Source organism: Sphingobium sp. CR2-8 (assembly GCF_035818615.1).
Taxonomy (GTDB): Bacteria; Pseudomonadota; Alphaproteobacteria; order Sphingomonadales; family Sphingomonadaceae; genus Sphingobium.
This window is the reverse complement of the sequence record NZ_JAYKZY010000001.1, coordinates 464,322-480,893: the sequence shown is the minus strand read 5'-3', so window position 1 is coordinate 480,893 and position 16,572 is coordinate 464,322. Positions and strand designations below refer to the sequence as shown.

Genomic DNA, 16,572 nt, shown 5'->3' with positions numbered 1-16,572 from the left:
GGGTGGCGATGAGTCACCGTCGCTCGGACAATGCCAGCCGCTTGGCCGTCGTCAGCGTCTGCTTGATGAACAGCAGGACCAGGATCGCGCCTGCCACCCCAACGAACACATCGAAGCCTGACACCGCGCCGAACCATCCGGGCGCGTAGCCCAGCAGCATCATCGCGATCGTCAAGCCGATCAGCAGCAACCGCAATTCCGTGGGACCAGCCGCCAGATAGGAGAGTTTGAATTCGCCCAGCACCCGCGCCGACAGATAGGCGTGGATCGACAACAGCAGATAGCCGGCCAGCGCAATAAGCGCCACATCCATGCGGATATAGGGGCTGGCACCCATCCCGGCGAGGATCAGCAGCGTGGCCAGTCCGTCGCAGCTATGGTCGATGAAATAGCCATAGGATGGCCGCTCGATATGGCGATAGCGCGCCAGGCTGCCATCCATGGAATCGCCGAACCACTGGATGGCATAGCCTGCAATGGCGAGCCACAGCCACTCGACGCCCCAGTTGCTGGCGGCATAACCGGCAAAAATGGCGAATGCCCCGACCATCCCGAGTCCCGTCAACAGGTCGGGCGTGACCCAGGGCGGCATATGAGCGCACAGCCAGGTGAGCAGGCGACGTTCCGCTACGGCAAGAAGATTTTGCTGGATACGCGATATGGGTGGGGCCGACTGGCCGGAAGGCAATGACATGACGCTTTATGACGGATGGATGACGATTAGACAATGTTCGTTCCGTCGCAGGCGACAAAGCCATTGCCACATCCGCGACTTAAGGGCCAAAGGCGACGACGAGGACGCAGTGCCGCGCGGAGGATGAGTATGAGCAGCGACAAGCCCAAATATGTGCGCGATATCGTCGTGCGGATGGAGCAGCGGCCGTCCAATCCGGTCCGGCGCGCGCGGTTGATGGTGGAGCAGGAAGTCCCGCCCGCGCGGCGCGGCTCGGGATGGGACCGGCATTGGCGCGAACTGGAAGCCTATCTGGACGAGGGCGTCGAATGGCGCATGCCCAGGGCCTGGACAATTCGCCGCCCGAAGAAGACAAAAAAAGGGCCGATCCGAAGACCAGCCCGTAAAGTTTTAGGAGAGGATGCCTGAAAGGCCCGTTCCTTTTGATCTTTGCTCCGTTTTTCCGCAAGTGCGAACGGCTCTTTCGCGGTTGCAAAATTTGCATGCACGGGCGACACCATCGGCGATGCACATGTCGGCCAAGCCCTGCGCGACCGGAAGGAACATGATGATGGACCTTGCAGCGACTCCAGCCGACCTCCCCTGGTGGAAGGGGGCGGTGATCTATCAAATCTATCCGCGCAGTTTCCAGGACAGCAATGGCGATGGCATCGGTGATCTGAACGGCATCACCGCACGGCTCGACCATGTCGCGCGGCTCGGCGCGGACGCGATCTGGATTTCGCCCTTTTTCACCTCGCCCATGCGCGATTTCGGTTATGACATTGCCGATTATTGCGATGTCGATCCGATCTTCGGCACGCTAGCCGATTTCGACGCGCTGATTGCGCGCGCGCATGCGTTGGGCCTCAAGGTCACGATCGATCAGGTATTCGCGCATACGTCCGACCTGCATGACTGGTTCGCGCAAAGCCGCGCCAGCCGTACCGGGGACAAGGCCGACTGGTTCGTCTGGGTCGATCCGCGCGCCGATGGCACTCCACCCAACAACTGGCAGTCGGTGTTCGGTGGCCCGGCCTGGACCTGGGACGCGCGGCGCGGCCAATATTATATGCATCAGTTTCTGAGCAGCCAGCCGCAGCTCAATGCCCACAATCCCGCCGTGCAGGATGCGTTGCTCGACGCGATGCGTTTCTGGCTCGATCGGGGCGTGGACGGCTTCCGCTTGGACGCGCTCAACCATGCGATGCATGATCCTGCATTGCGCGACAATCCGCCCGCGCCCGACACGGGCAAGCCGCGCACCCGGTCCTTCGATTTTCAGACCAAGACCTACAGCCAGTCGCATGGCGGCGTCGTCGATTTCGTCAAACGCATCCGCGCCCTGTGCGACACCTATGGCGCGATCTTCACCGTGGCGGAAGTGGGCGGCGACCTCGCCGAAAGCGAGATGAAGGCCTATACGGCGGGCGACACCCATCTCAACAGCGCCTATGGCTTCACCTTCCTCTATGCCGACCGGCTGACCCCCGCGCTCGTGGCGGAGACAGTCGCGCGCTGGCCCGATGAACCGGGGCTTGGCTGGCCCAGTTGGGCGTTGGAAAATCACGATGCGCCGCGCGCCCTGTCCCGTTGGTGCGCAGCGCAGGATCGTCCGGCCTTCGCGCGGTTGAAGGCGATGCTGCTCGTCGCGCTGCGCGGCAACGCCATCCTCTATCAGGGGGAAGAGTTGGGCATCACCCAGGTCGATATCCCGTTCGAACGGCTGCAAGACCCCGAAGCGATCGCCAATTGGCCGCTCACCCTGTCGCGCGACGGCGCGCGCACGCCCCTGCCTTGGGCCGCCGATGCGGCGCAGGCGGGCTTTTCCAGCGTCGAACCCTGGCTTCCCGTCGGTGACGATAATATCACCCGCGCGGTGGACGTGCAGGATGCCGATCCCGCGTCGCTGCTCCACCATACGCGCGCGATGCTGGCGCTGCGCAAGGCGCATCCGGCGCTCCGCCATGGCAGCCTGGACATCATCATTGCGGACGATCAGCGTCTGGTCTTCCGCCGCAAGGCCGAGGGTCAATCTCTGCTCTGCCTCTTCAACCTGTCAGGCGAGCCCGCGGTCTGGCCTGAGGCGATCGCGCCGGGCACAAGACTGCTGTCCGGCGTGAACGGCGCCGTTCCCGGAACCCTGTCGCCGTTCGGCGCGCTGATCCTGGAGGAGTAAGCGCGCGCCGTCCGGTGATCAGCGCGGGGCCATGCGGATCGCGCCGTCCAGCCGGATAACCTCGCCGTTCAGCATCGGATTGCGGATGATGCTTTCGACCAGCTGCGCATATTCGGCCGGTTTGCCCAGGCGGCTGGGGTGCGGCACCTGCGCGCCGAGCGCGTCCTGCACCTGCTGCGGGAACGCTTCCAGCATCGGCGTTAGGAAGATGCCAGGCGCGATCGTCATCACGCGGATCTTGTGTTGAGCCAGATCGCGCGCGATCGGCAGGGTCATGCCGACGACGCCGCCCTTGGACGCGCTATAGGCCGCCTGCCCGATCTGCCCGTCATAGGCCGCGACAGAGGCCGTGTTGACGATCACGCCGCGTTCGCCGTCCACCTCGTCCGCTGCGGCGAGCCGGGCGGAAAATTTGGCGATCATGTTGAAGCTGCCGATCAGGTTGACCGTCACCGTCTTGACGAAGCTATCGAGCGGATGGGGCGCATTCTCCTTGCCCACCGTCTTGACCGCCGGGGCGATGCCCGCGCAATTGACCAGGATACGGGCAACGCCATGCGCCGCTTCCGCTGCATCCAGCCCCGTCGTGACGCTGGCTTCGTCGGCGACATTGACAGCGAAATAGACACCTCCCAGCGCTTGCGCGGTTGCTCGTCCGGCCTCCTCGTTCAGGTCGAAGATCGCGACCTTCGCACCCTGCGCCGCCAGCATCGTCGCGGTCGCGTTGCCCAGGCCCGAAGCGCCGCCGGTGACGATCGCCGCCATGTTCTTGATGTCCATTTTGCTGTCTCCTTCAGACCAATTCGATCGCCATCGCCGTCGCTTCACCCCCACCGATGCAGAGGCTGGCGACGCCGCGCTTCAGCCCGCGTGTTTCGAGCGCCGCGATCAGCGTCGCCAGGATGCGCGCGCCCGACGCGCCGATCGGATGGCCGAGCGCGGTCGCACCGCCATTGACGTTGATCCGCTCGTCCGGGATCCCCAGTTCCTTCGCCGCGATCATGGCGACGACGGCGAACGCCTCATTGACCTCGAACAGGTCGACATCCGCGACCGACCAACCCGCCTTGTCCAACGCCTTGCGGATAGCGGGGACGGGCGCAGTGGTGAATTTGGACGGTTCATGCGCATGTGCTGCCGTGGCGACCACCCGTGCCACCGTCTTGAGGCCGAGCTTGGCCGCCACGCTGGCGCGGGTCATGACCAACGCCGCCGCACCGTCGGAGATGGAGGAGGCGTTGGCCGCTGTGATCGTGCCGTCCTTGGCGAAGGCGGGCTTGAGCAAAGGAATCTTGTCCGGCTTGGACTTGCCTGGCTGCTCGTCGGTGTCGACGATCGTGTCGCCGCCGCGCCCCTTGACCGTGACCGGCGTGATCTCACGCACGAACGCCCCGCTGCCGATCGCCGCATTGGCCCGTTCGAGCGAGCGGATGGCATAGGCGTCCTGATCCTCGCGGGTGAACTGATAGTCGCGCACAACGTCTTCGGCGAACACACCCATCGCCTTGCCGGGTTCATAGGCGTCCTCCAGGCCGTCCATCATCATCGTGTCGACGATGCGGTCATGGCCGATGCGCGCGCCGGAGCGATGCTTGGGCAGGGCATAGGGCGCGTTGCTCATACTTTCCATGCCGCCCGCGATCACGATGTCCGCCGCGCCGCAGCTCAGCGCCTCATGCGCCATGATCGCTGCCTGCATGCCGGAACCGCACATCTTGTTCACCGTGGTCGCTTCGGTGTTGAGGCCAAGCCCCGCACCCAGCGCTGCCTGCCGCGCGGGCGCCTGCCCCAGTCCGGCAGGCAGGACGCAGCCCATATAGATGCGATCGACCGCATCGGCGGCCACGCCCGCGCGCTCCACAGCCGCCCTGACCGCCGCCGCGCCGAGATCGGTGGCCTTGACCGAGGACAGCGCGCCCTGAAACCCGCCCATGGGTGTGCGGGCATAGCTGGCGATGATAACGGGATCGTCCTGCATCTTGTGACTCCTGCTTAAAGGCTGCGCGCGATGACCATGCGCTGGATGTCCGACGTGCCTTCGTAAATCTGGCAGACGCGGACATCGCGGTAGATTTTGGCGACGCCATATTCCTCCAGATAGCCATAGCCGCCCAGCGTCTGTAGCGCGCCGGACACGATCGCTTCGGCCGCTTCGGAGGCGAACAATTTGGCCATGGAGGCTTCGGCGAGACAAGGGAGGCCCGTATCCTTGGTCCGTGCCGCGTGCAGGACCAGTTGCCGGGACGCCTCCAGCCGGGTGGCGAGGTCGGCGAGGCGGAAGCCCACCGCCTGATGATCGATGATCGCCTTGCCGAAACTCCTGCGGTCCTTGGCATAGGCGATCGCGATATCGAGCGCGGCCTGCGCCATACCGACGCATTGGGCGGCGATGCCGATGCGGCCCGTCTCCAGATTGGCGAGCGCTATGCGATAGCCCTGGCCGGGCTGGCCGATCAGCAGGTCGTCCTCCACGAACATATCATCGAAGCGCAGCGCACAGGTGTCCGACGCCCCCTGCCCCATCTTGTGCTCGACCTTGTCCACGCCATAGCCGGGCCGGTCGGTCGGCACGATGAAGGCGGACAGGCCCTTCTTGCCCGCGTCCGGATCGGTGACGGCGACGACTATCACCAGCCCGGCGATCTTGCCCGACGTGATGAACTGCTTGGCCCCGGTGATGCGCCAGCCGCCGTCGACTTTGACGGCGTGGGTGCGGACCGCCGAGGCGTCGGACCCTGCATCCGCTTCGGTCAGCGCAAAGGCGCCGATCGTATGTCCGCCGATCAGGTCGGGCAGGAAGCGCGCCTTCTGCGCGTCACTGCCATCCTTGAGCAGGCCGGACACGAGGATCGAGTTCTGGATCGACACGATGGTGGACAGCGCCCCGTCGGCGGCCGCGATCTCCATCAGCGCCAGCGCATAGGACACCGCGTCAGCTTCCGCCCCGCCAAAGGCTTCGGGCGCAGTCATGCCCCAGAGGCCAAGGCCCGCCATCTCGCGGAACAGTTCGGGCGGATAGCCACCTTCGGATTCGAAGCGGGCGCTATGCGGACGAATCTGTGCCTGTGCGAAATCGTGCACGGTGTCGCGGATGGCAGCCTGGGTCTCGGTGAGCATTTAACGCACTCGTATTTTCTATACTGATGGGTATATTGATTATCATCCGGTTTTTTGTCAATGCTGGCCCGAACAAGGAGATCGTATTGCCCCAGTCGGCCGCCGCCCCCGAGCCGCCCAGCGCCGCCGCGCCTTCGCCGTTCCGCAACAAGGCGGAACGGGCGCGCGAACGTGAGGAAAAGCGAGAGGCCGTGCTGCTGGCGGCGGTGCGCATGTTCAATGCGCGCGGCTATCATGCCACCTCGCTTGACGATGTCGCGGCCAGCCTGGGCGTCAGCAAGCCGACCATCTATCATTATCTGGGCCATAAGGAGCAGGTGCTGGTCGAATGCGTCAACCGGGGCCTGTCCATGTTGCGGGAGGCCGCAGACGCGGCAACCGCTGCGCCGGGCAGCGGCCACGACCGGCTGCGCGATTTTCTGATCCGCTATGCCTGCATCAACATGGACGATTTCGGTCGCTGCGTCATCCGCACCAATGACGAGGTACTGTCGATGGACAGCGCCATTCGTTTTCGCGCGCGCAAGCGGGAGATTGATGACGCCGTGCGCGGGTTGATCGCGGAAGGGATCGCCGACGGCTCGATCGCGCCGGTGGACGTGCGTTTCGCGTCTTTCGCCTTGGCGGGGGCGCTGAACTGGCCGGCGCGCTGGCATGATCCCGCCGGGCCGATGACGTCGCGACAGGTGGCGGAGAAGCTGGTCGATATCGCGCTGGGCGGCCTGACGCCGCGCGGTTGAGCGATCAGATATCGGGCAACGTCTGTGCGGCGAAGCCCCAGCCCTTGAGGTCGGCAGCGCGGTCCAGCAGCGTGTCGGCGTCGCGGATCGAAAAGGGATGCGCGTCCTGCATGCCGTCCAGTTCGTCCCAATCGATCGGCACCGCCACGGGCGCGTCGGCGCGGGCGCGGGCGGAATAGGGCAGGACGGCGGTGCTGCCGCGCTGGTTGCGCAGCCAGTCGATGAAGATCTTGTCCTTGCGCCTGGCCTTGCTCATGGTGGCGACGAAGCGGTCGGGTTCGGCGGCACTCAATGCCTGGGCGAAGCGAGACGCGAAATCCTTGTGTGCGTCCCAATCATGCCCCGGCGTCAGCGGCACGACGACATGCACGCCCTTCCCGCCCGAGAGCATGGCGAAGGACATGAGGCCGATATCGGACAGGCGCGCGCGAATGTCCTGCGCGGCGCTTTTCACCCGCGCGAAATCCATGCCCTCATCGGGATCGAGGTCGAAGATCATGCGGTCGGGTTGCTCCACCGCATCGGTGCGACTGGCCCAGCCGTGAAATTCGATCGTTCCCATCTGAACGCAGGCGATCAGGCCTTCGGCATCCTCGACATAAATATAATCCTCGCTGCCGCCGTCCTTTTCGCGGATCGGCACCTGGTGGACCGACTTGCCGAAGGCGCCGCTGTCATGCTTCTGGAAGAAGCATTTCTTCGCCCGTCCCTGCGGGCAGCGGACAAGGCTGATCGGGCGGCGCGCGGCGAAAGGCAGCATAAGCGGCGCGACCATGGCATAATAATCGGCCAGTTCGCCCTTGGTCTGGCCGCTTTCGGGGAAGATGACTCGGTCGCGATTGCTGACCTTGATCGCCGGGGTCGGCTTTGGCGCGGGGGCCGGTTTTTCGGGTGCGACGGCCCGGGCTTTTTTGTCGCTCCGCAGCCCCAGGAAGCTGGCGTGGCGGACGCGGCCGTCGGCGGTAAATTCGGCGAACGCGATCTCGGCGACCAGCTTGGGCGTGAGCCAGGTTGCGCCCCGGGCTTCGGCCTTGGGCACATCGGTGGCAGGCGTGGCGGTTTTGAGCGGCACCATCGCATCGTCCAGCGCCGCCATCATGTCTGCGTCGAAGCCCGTGCCGACCTTCCCCTTATAGACCAGTGCCTTGCCTTCATGCTGGGCCAGCAATAGCGAAGCGAAGGGCCGACCCTTCGCGCTACTCGCGCTGCGGCCGATGATGACGAACTCCTGCCGCCGTGTGCATTTGACCTTCACCCAGTTTTTGGTGCGGGACGATCGATAGGGCGCGTCGATCCGCTTGGAGATGATCCCTTCCTGCCCCGCCGCGCACAGCGAGCGATACAGCGCCTCGCCCGCGCCGATCACATGGTCGGCGACATGGATGGGCGGGGTCGCGTCTTTGAGCAGCGCTTCGAGCCGCTCCTTGCGCTCGATCTGCGGCAGGGCCTTCATGTCCTTGCCCGCCAGCGAGAGCAGGTCGAAGGCGAAGAAGTGGAAGGGCGTGTCTTCGCGTTGGGCACCATGGCCGCGCTTGAGGACGGATTGGAGCGCGGAGAAGCTGGGGTTGCCGTCCGGCCCGAAGGCGACGATTTCTCCATCGATCAGCGCCGGGGGCAGGTCCAGCGCGGCAATCGCCTCGGTCAACGGCTGGAACTTGTCGGTCCAGTCCAGACCGTTGCGGGTGGAAACGCGGACCTTCTCTCCGGCAACGGCGACCAGTGCGCGATAGCCGTCGAACTTGATTTCATGCAGCCAGTCATTGCCCACGGGCACGCTGTCCACCAGCGTCGCCAGTTGCGGCTTCGCGACGGCTGGCAGCTTGCCCGACGTTTTGCGGGGCCTTGCCGCGACCTTTTGATTATGGGCGCGCGCCGCCTGCATCTTCCCGGTAAAGGCCTTGCCCTTCACCCCGGCGAGCGATTGCGCGCCTGCCTTGTCGGCTGTTATCTCCGCCATCGACCGCCCGGTCAGCACGCTGGTGAGCGCACGTTCGACCAGCTGGTCGCCCTCGCCCGCGTCGGTATCCTCGATCTTGCGCAACAGCCAGTTTTCGCGCTTTTCGTTCGGCCGCCCCTTCATCCGCACCAGCAGCCATTCGCCCTTCATCCGTTCGCCATCCAGAATGAAGTGCAAATGGCCTTTTTCCAGATCCTTGGCGCTCTTGCCTTCTATCGGTTGCCAAGTGCCGCGGTCCCACAGCATAACCGTGCCGCCGCCATATTCGCCTTTGGGTATGAGTCCCTCGAAATCGCCATAGCTTAAGGGATGGTCCTCGGTCCGCACCGCCAGCCGCTTGTCGGCCGGGTCGATGCTCGGCCCCTTGGTCACCGCCCAGCTTTTGAGGATGCCATCGATTTCCAGGCGAAAGTCCCAGTGCAGCCGGGTCGCATCATGTTTCTGCACGACGAAGCTGTTGCCGCCGGTCTTGGCCACCTGCCCCTTGGGTTCGTTGGTCCGCGCAAAATCCCGCTTTGCATTATAGAGGGCGAGTGGATCGCGCGCCATGGGTCAGGCGCTCTTGCGCTTGGCCGGGGCGCGGCCCTTGGGTGAAGCGGCCTTCTTAGCAGGCGTCTTCTTGGCTCCGTCGCCGACCGATTTCTTGAGCGCGGCCATCAGGTCGATGACATTGCCACCCTTGCCGCCGGTCGGTTCCTCGACATCCTCGATGATCCGCTTGCCCTTGGCCTTCTTCTTTTTCTCGATCAGCCGCTGAAGCGCGTCGACATAGCGGTCGTGAAACTCCTCCGGCTTGAACGGACCGGTCTTCTTGTCGATGATCGTCGTCGCCAGGTCGAGCAGGTCGGGATCGGCCTTGTTGTCGGGGATATCGCGGAAATAGGTCTGGGCGCGCGTCACTTCGTCGGCATAGCGCAGCACTTCGAGCACTAGTCCACGCCCGCACGGTTTGAGGGACACAAGCTGCTCTCGCCCGCGCACCGACAATTGGCCCAAGCCCACCTTCTTCGTCTGGCGCAACGCGTCGCGCAGGACCGCATAGGCTTCTTCGGCCAAATCATCGGCCGGGACCACGAAATAGGGTTTTTCATAATAGAGGACGTCGATCGCATCGGACTCCACGAACTGCACCAGCTCCAGCGTCTTGCGGCTTTCGATCTTGACCGCCTCGATCTCCTCCTCTTCCAGCAGAACATAATTGCCCTTGGAGATTTCGAAGCCTTTGAGGATTTCCTCCCGATCGACCGGGCCGACGCCCTGCACCACCTTTTCATAATTGATCGGCTTGCCGGTCGGTTCATGGATCTGGCGGAAGGATATCGCCGCGCCGGACCGGGTAGCGGGGTAGATTTCCACCGGGATCGATACCAATGCCAGCCGTATCTGACCCTGCCAATATGCACGTGCTGCCATGTGACCACCTCCGGTCGCATTAGCGCCCGGCATCGGCGTATGTTCCTTGACACATGAGGAACGGGACCGGCTGCTCTGCATTGAACCGGAGGTGATGGCCGAAAAAACGCTCCGCCATGCCCGGTCATGCCGTGTGCGATCCCGGAGGGACGGTCGTCATCCCTTTGCCTTCGACCGATATTATCGATCAGACAGAGCGAGATTCCCGGCTTTGTTCCGGCTCCGACCAATTCTAAACAAAGTCGCAGGGAAGTAATCAGGAGAAATCGACATGGATGCCAAAACCTCTGACCCGCTGGGTTGTCCGATGAAGGACCCGGCCGCCGCGCGCACCTTGCTCGGCCGAACCAATCGCGACTGGTGGCCCAACCAGCTATCGCTGGAAATCCTCCAGCAGAACGGCCTGTCCGGCAACCCGCTGGACCCGGACTTCGATTATGCCGCCGCGTTCCAGTCGATCGACTATGCTGCGCTGAAGGCGGATCTGACCGCGCTGATGACCGACAGCCAGCCCTGGTGGCCAGCGGACTATGGGCATTATGGTCCCTTCTTTATCCGCATGGCCTGGCACAGCGCAGGCACCTACCGCACCGGCGACGGACGCGGCGGCGCGTCGTCCGGGTCGCAGCGCTTCGCGCCGCTCAACAGCTGGCCGGACAATGGCAATCTGGACAAGGCGCGCCGCCTGCTGTGGCCGATCAAACAGAAATATGGGCAGAGCCTGAGCTGGGCGGACCTCATGATCCTGGCGGGCAATGTCGCGATCGAATTGATGGGTGGTCCGGTCTTCGGCTTTGGCGGCGGACGCGAAGACGTTTTCGAGCCGGAGAAGGACATCTACTGGGGCACTGAGGAAAATTGGGTCGGCGACGAGGCCAATGAAACCCGCATCCAGCCGGACAAGGACATGGCGTTGGAAAGCCCGCTAGCCGCGATCCAGATGGGTCTGATCTACGTGAACCCAGAAGGCCCCGGCGGCAATCCCGATGCGCTCCAGTCGGCGCGCGACATTCGCGAGACCTTCGCGCGGATGGGCATGAACGATGAAGAGACGGTCGCACTGACGGCGGGCGGCCATACGTTTGGCAAGGCGCATGGCGCAGGTGATGCGTCGCTGGTCGGCGCGGAACCCGAAGGCGCGGACATCGCGCAGCAGGGGCTGGGCTGGCAGAGCGGCCATGAAAGCGGCATGGGCGACCATACCATCACCAGCGGGATCGAAGGCGCGTGGACGCCGACGCCTATCACATGGGACATGACCTATTTCGACATGCTGCTGGACCATGAGTATGAACTGGTGCGCAGCCCGGCGGGTGCGAAACAATGGCAGCCGGTCGGCAATCCGGAAGAGACGCTGGCGCCCAAGGCACATACGCCCGGCGTCAAGGTGCCCACGATGATGACAACCGCCGACATGGCAATGAAGGTCGACCCGGCCTATCGCGCAGTGATGGAGCGGTTCCGGGCCGATCCGGCCTATTTCGCCGATGCCTTCGCGCGCGCCTGGTTCAAGCTGTGCCATCGCGACATGGGTCCGAAGGTCCGTTACCTCGGTCCCGAAGTCCCGGCCGAAGACCTGATCTGGCAGGACCCCCTCCCCGCCGCCACCGGCCCGAGCCTGAGCGATGCGGATGTCGCGGCGTTCAAGGGCAAGATCGCGGCGTCGGGCCTGTCGGTGGCCGATCTGGTCAAGACCGCCTGGGCGTCGGCCGTCACCTATCGCGGGTCGGACCATCGTGGCGGCGCGAACGGTGCGCGGCTGCGGCTGGCTCCGCAAAAGGACTGGGATGTCAACGAACCGGCGCAGCTGGCGCGGGTGCTGTCCATCTATGAAGGCATCGCTGGTGAGAGCGGCGCGTCGATCGCCGACCTGATCGTGCTGGGCGGCAATGTCGGCATCGAACAGGCGGCCAGGGCGGCGGGTCATGACGTGACCGTGCCCTTCACGCCGGGTCGCACGGACGCGTCGCAGGCGCAGACCGACGCCGACAGCTTCGACGTGCTGGAGCCGAAGGCCGATGGCTTCCGCAACTATCTCCAGACGCGCTACAATGTGCCGACCGAGGAGTTGCTGGTCGACCGGGCGCAGCTGCTGGGCCTGTCCGCGCCGGAAATGACGGTGCTGGTCGGCGGGCTGCGCGTGCTGGGCGCGAACCATGGCGGATCGAAACATGGCGTGTTGACGGATCGCGTGGGGCAGTTGACCAACGACTATTTCGTCAACCTGCTCGACATGGGCACCGCCTGGAAACAGGTGGACGACCAAAGCGACGAGACGTTCGTCGGGACCGATCGGGCCAGCAACCAGCAGAAATGGACGGCGACCCGCACTGACCTGGCTTTCGGCTCCAATTCGCAGCTGCGGGCCTTGTCGGAAGTCTATGCCTCCGCCGATGCCGGGGACAAGTTCGTCCGCGACTTCGTGGCGGCCTGGGCGAAGGTCATGCATGCCGACCGGTTCGACCTGAAGGCGGCGTAAAAGAGACAGCGAGTTGGACAGTTCGCAGCGCTTTCACGGCTCTGCGAACTGTTCGATTTTATGGAACATTTTGATTGAATTTATCCGGATGAACAGGATGGTGCAGCGACGCTAGACAGGTCTTCAACAGGGCGACGCCATCCCGGCGACCTCCGCCCGCTAGGAGACTTAAGATGATCGAACTGCGCCCCTTCGACGCCCTTGGCGGTGACAATCATGGCTGGCTGGACGCCAAGCATCATTTTTCCTTCGCCGGCTATCATGATCCCGCCCGCATGCACTGGGGCAATCTGCGCGTGTGGAACGACGACACGATCGCGCCGCACACCGGCTTTCCGCCGCATCCCCATCGCGACATGGAAATCATCACCTATGTCCGCGAAGGCGCGATCACGCATGAGGACAGTCTGGGCAATAAAGGCCGCACGGAAGCGGGCGACGTCCAGGTGATGAGCGCAGGCACGGGCATCCGCCATTCGGAATATAATCATGAGGACGTGACCACCCGAATCTTCCAGATCTGGATCGTGCCGACCCGTCAGGGCGAAGCGCCCAGCTGGGGCGCCCGCCCCTTCCCCAAGGGCGAACGGTCGGGCCAGTTCATCACGCTGGCGTCGGGATATGAGAATGACAATGACGCGCTGCCAATCCGCACCGATGCGCGGGTGGTCGCCGCGACGTTGAAGGCGGGTGAGAGCGCCGACTATCCGATCGGCAGCGATCGCAAGGCCTATCTAGTGCCCGCCACCGGCGCGATCCGGATCGACGATGTCCAGGTCAACGCCCGTGACGGTGTCGCGATCAGCGATGTCGCCGTCATTCGGGTGACGGCGATCGAAGATAGCGAGATCGTTCTGGTCGACGCCGCCTGACGGGAGACAGGAAATGCCTTGGCCGCCGGTCCGTAAGCGGATCGGCGGCCATTTGCGTTAGCGGGATGCCTGGACGTTAAACTCAGGCCGGAAGACACGCCACTGCCTGAACCGTGGCCATGGCGCCCCTTTCCTCCAGGCTTGCCAGATGCGCGGTCAGCAGGTCGGCGAAGGGTGCGTCGTCACGCAAAATGGTCGGCACGATGGCGTCCTGCGCCAATATGGCGCGGACACGACCGGCGGCGTCGCTCTGCCCCGCCAGCAGCGCGGCCAGACGATCGGCCAGCGGATCGTCCACGACATGGGACGCACCAAAATCGTTCACGCCCGCCTGCCACCGAATCCAGGCGGCGACGCCCAGCGCCAACGAGGTGACATCCTGCCCCGCTGCCCGCCGATCGGCGATGGTCGCCAGCAGGCGCTGGGGCAGTTTCTGCGATCCGTCCATGGCGATCTGGTGGGTGCGGTGCATCAATGCGCCATTGTCGAACCGCGCCATCAGGTCGCGGCGATAGGCGGAGACATCCAGTTCGGCGGGCGGCGACAGGGTCGTTTCCGCTTCGTCCCAGAGTTGCTCTACGAAAGCGCGCATGGGCGCCTGTTCTAGCACTGCGTGCACATGAGCAATGCCCGCCAGGCCGCCCAGATAGGCGATGGCGCTGTGCGCGCCGTTGAGCAGCCGCAGCTTGGCCTCCTCCCATGGCGCGACCGCCGCCGTGATCTGAACGCCCGGACCGAAATCGGGGCGTGGGCCGCAAAATCTATCCTCGATCACCCATTGGGTGAAGGGCTCGGTCTTGACGAGCGCTTCGTCCAGCACACCGCTGTCGCGCGCGAAGGCGGCGATATCGTCCGCCGTCGTCGCAGGCACGATACGATCGACCATGGTTTCGGGGAAGGCCCCCTCCGCCGCGATCCAGTCCGCCAGCGCGGGATCGTGCCGCCGGGCCAGTGCGATCACCGCGCCGCGCAGCCTTTGCCCGTTGCGCGGCAGATTGTCGCAGGAAATAGCGGTGAAAGGCGGCAGTCCGCGCGCGCGGCGCTGCGCCAGCGCGGCGACCAGGAAACCGGGCGCAGTGACGGGGGCGTCGAGGCTGGCGATGTCCGCCGCCAGTTGCGGATCGTCGGCCAGCAGTGCGCCGCTCGCGGGATCGAGTTTGTAGCCCTTCTCCGTCACGGTGAGCGTCACGATATGGGTGGCCGGGTCCGCCAGCATCGCGACCACCGCCGCCGGGTCTTCGGGCGCAACCGTCACGTCCAGCACCGCGCCGATCAGGCGCGTGGCGACATCCGGGCCATCGCGCACCAGCAGATGATAAAGGCCGTCCTGCGGGGCCATCTGGTCGCGGACGCCCGGCGAACGCAGCGATACCGCGCGGATGCCCCAGCGCAGGTCGCCCGCCGCCAATGCATCATCGAACATCACCGCCTGATGCGCGCGGTGGAATGCGCCGATGCCCAGATGGACGACCCCGGCCTGCACCTGCGACCGGTCATAGCCGGGGCGCACGACCGTGGCGGGCAGCGCGGAAATCGTGGCGGACGACAATCGGGGCATGGACATTCCTGAACAGGATTAGAGGGTGACGCCGCGTTTCCAGATGGCGATGTCGCGTTCGTCGTTGATTTCGTTGCGCGCCGGCTCGCCCGAAGCGATGGCGCAGATGCGGGCCATCAGCGCGTCGGTGGCGGCGTCCAGCCCTTCGTCCAGGACCAGCGCCGCATCGAAATCGATCCAGCCGGGCTTGCGCCGGGCGAGGTCGTGGTTGGTGGCGAGTTTCAGTGTCGGGATCGGGCTGCCCAGCGGGGTGCCGCGCCCGGTCGAAAAGAGCGTCATCGTCGCGCCCGCGGCGGCGAGCGCGGTGGTCGACACTGCGTCGTTGCCGGGCGCTTCCAGCAGCGTCAGCCCCGGACGGCGCAATGTTTCGCCATAGGCCAGCACGTCGGTGACGGTCGCATGGCCGCCCTTCTGCACCGCACCGAGCGATTTTTCCTCCAGCGTGGTGATGCCGCCCGCGACATTGCCGGGGCTGGGATTTTCCGAAATCGGTTCGCCATGGTCGATGAAATAGCGTTTGAAGCGATTGACCAATGTGACCAGCGCATCGAACACCGGTTCGTCGGCGGCGCGCTGCATCAGCAACCGTTCCGCACCGAAAATTTCCGGTATCTCGGTCAGGATCGCCTGGCCGCCCGCCGCCGTCACGACATCGGCCGCGCGGCCGATCAGGGGGTTGGCGGTGATCCCGCTCAGCCCGTCCGAACCGCCGCATTTGAGGCCGAGGCGCAGCGCACCGATATCGACCGAGGTGCGCACGTCCTGCGCGGCGATCGCCACCAGTTCGTCGATCGCGGATGCGGCCGCTTCATATTCGTCGGCGCTGATCTGCGCGCCGACACTGCGGATACGATCGCGGCGTTCGGGCGGGATCCGGTCCAGCAGGGCGGCAAGCTGGTTCTCCTCGCAGCCCAGGCCGATGAGCAGCACGCCGCCTGCATTGGGATTGGCGGCCAGCGCGGCCAGCACGCGCGCGGTCCCGTCCAGATCGTCGCCCAGCTGCGAACAGCCCAGCGGATGGGGGAAGGCGAGCACGGCATCGACTCGCCCGGCGTGCCGATCGCCCGCCTGTTTCGCGATCCGCTCCGCCGTGCGGGCGACGCAGCCGACGGTCGGGATGACCCAGATTTCGTTGCGGGTGCCCACGCTGCCATCGGCACGGCGATAGCCTTCGAAGCGCCAGCGCGTGTCGGCCGCCATGGCGTCGGCGGATGCCAAAGGCACGAAGCTGTACGGCTCCTCGGCCTTCAAATTGGTGTGGATATTATGGCTGTGGACATGGGCGCCCGCAGCGATCGCCTGCGTCGCGGAGCCGATCGGCCAGCCGTAGCGGCGGACCGGTTCGCCCGCCGCAATGGCCCGCAGCGCCACCTTATGTCCGCGCCCGACAGGTTCGATCAGGGTGAGCGCCTGCCCGCCAATATCGATCGTTTCCCCCGCTTCCAGCGCGCGCAGCGCCACGGCGACATCGTCCTGCGGCGCGATCCGGACGGCGTCGGGCAATCTATCGACGGGCTGGTCCGCAGCGGACGCGAGGGGGGCTGTGATCGTCTCCATTGCGCCCTGATAGCATTTGTGCCAACG

General features: G+C 65.0%; 13 protein-coding genes. 5 read left to right on the top strand and 8 right to left on the bottom strand.

What is annotated here, in order from left to right:
* Window positions 1–13: 13 nt before the first annotated feature.
* Window positions 14–694, bottom strand: a complete 681-nt coding sequence (locus tag U5A82_RS02105; protein WP_326288271.1) for a CDP-alcohol phosphatidyltransferase family protein — start codon at window positions 692–694, stop codon at window positions 14–16.
* Window positions 695–823: 129 nt separating this feature from the next.
* Between U5A82_RS02105 and U5A82_RS02100 the strand changes: the two genes are divergently transcribed.
* Window positions 824–1,102: a hypothetical protein gene (locus tag U5A82_RS02100; RefSeq protein ID WP_326288269.1), complete on the top strand. Its 279-nt coding sequence runs from the start codon at window positions 824–826 to the stop codon at window positions 1,100–1,102.
* 142 nt (window positions 1,103–1,244) lie between these two features.
* Window positions 1,245–2,852 carry an alpha-amylase family glycosyl hydrolase gene (locus U5A82_RS02095; RefSeq protein ID WP_326288776.1) on the top strand — a complete coding sequence of 536 codons (1,608 nt, stop codon included), beginning with the start codon at window positions 1,245–1,247 and terminating at the stop codon, window positions 2,850–2,852.
* Between the two features lie 18 nt (window positions 2,853–2,870).
* On the opposite strand, the gene U5A82_RS02090 is transcribed toward U5A82_RS02095, so the two are convergent.
* From U5A82_RS02090 to U5A82_RS02080, 3 genes are read right to left on the bottom strand one after another with little or no spacing between them, the layout of a single operon-like run.
* A complete protein-coding gene (locus tag U5A82_RS02090) occupies window positions 2,871–3,632 on the bottom strand; it encodes an SDR family NAD(P)-dependent oxidoreductase (RefSeq protein WP_326288268.1) in 762 nt (253 codons plus the stop codon).
* A gap of 13 nt (window positions 3,633–3,645) precedes the next feature.
* Window positions 3,646–4,830 (bottom strand): acetyl-CoA C-acyltransferase, encoded by a 1,185-nt coding sequence (locus U5A82_RS02085; protein WP_326288267.1) that lies wholly within the window; start codon window positions 4,828–4,830, stop codon window positions 3,646–3,648.
* A 14-nt stretch (window positions 4,831–4,844) separates the two neighbouring features.
* Window positions 4,845–5,969, bottom strand: a complete 1,125-nt coding sequence (locus tag U5A82_RS02080) for an acyl-CoA dehydrogenase family protein (RefSeq protein WP_326288265.1) — start codon at window positions 5,967–5,969, stop codon at window positions 4,845–4,847.
* 86 nt (window positions 5,970–6,055) lie between these two features.
* Between U5A82_RS02080 and U5A82_RS02075 the strand changes: the two genes are divergently transcribed.
* Window positions 6,056–6,709 carry a TetR/AcrR family transcriptional regulator gene (locus U5A82_RS02075; protein ID WP_326288264.1) on the top strand — a complete coding sequence of 218 codons (654 nt, stop codon included), beginning with the start codon at window positions 6,056–6,058 and terminating at the stop codon, window positions 6,707–6,709.
* Window positions 6,710–6,713: 4 nt separating this feature from the next.
* Here U5A82_RS02075 and ligD read toward each other — a convergent pair whose 3' ends face one another.
* Both ligD and ku read right to left on the bottom strand, forming a co-directional pair.
* Window positions 6,714–9,215, bottom strand: coding sequence for a DNA ligase D (gene ligD, locus U5A82_RS02070; RefSeq protein WP_326288263.1), 2,502 nt, complete (start codon window positions 9,213–9,215; stop codon window positions 6,714–6,716).
* 3 nt (window positions 9,216–9,218) lie between these two features.
* Window positions 9,219–10,079: a non-homologous end joining protein Ku gene (gene ku / locus U5A82_RS02065; RefSeq protein WP_326288261.1), complete on the bottom strand. Its 861-nt coding sequence runs from the start codon at window positions 10,077–10,079 to the stop codon at window positions 9,219–9,221.
* Window positions 10,080–10,350: 271 nt separating this feature from the next.
* On the opposite strand from ku, the gene katG reads away from it, so the two are divergent.
* Together katG and U5A82_RS02055 are read left to right on the top strand one after the other, a co-directional pair.
* On the top strand, window positions 10,351–12,558 hold the full coding sequence (katG, locus tag U5A82_RS02060) for a catalase/peroxidase HPI (protein ID WP_326288259.1): 2,208 nt from the start codon (window positions 10,351–10,353) through the stop codon (window positions 12,556–12,558).
* Window positions 12,559–12,731: 173 nt separating this feature from the next.
* The gene (locus U5A82_RS02055) at window positions 12,732–13,430 is read left to right on the top strand and encodes a pirin family protein (protein ID WP_326288258.1); all 699 of its coding nucleotides are present in this window, start codon (window positions 12,732–12,734) and stop codon (window positions 13,428–13,430) included.
* A gap of 82 nt (window positions 13,431–13,512) precedes the next feature.
* Here U5A82_RS02055 and U5A82_RS02050 read toward each other — a convergent pair whose 3' ends face one another.
* Both U5A82_RS02050 and U5A82_RS02045 read right to left on the bottom strand, forming a co-directional pair.
* Entirely contained in the window at window positions 13,513–14,988 is a 1,476-nt protein-coding gene (locus tag U5A82_RS02050) for a mannitol dehydrogenase family protein (protein WP_326288255.1), read from the bottom strand.
* 18 nt (window positions 14,989–15,006) lie between these two features.
* A complete protein-coding gene (locus tag U5A82_RS02045; RefSeq protein ID WP_326288253.1) occupies window positions 15,007–16,545 on the bottom strand; it encodes a UxaA family hydrolase in 1,539 nt (512 codons plus the stop codon).
* Window positions 16,546–16,572 lie beyond the last annotated feature (27 nt).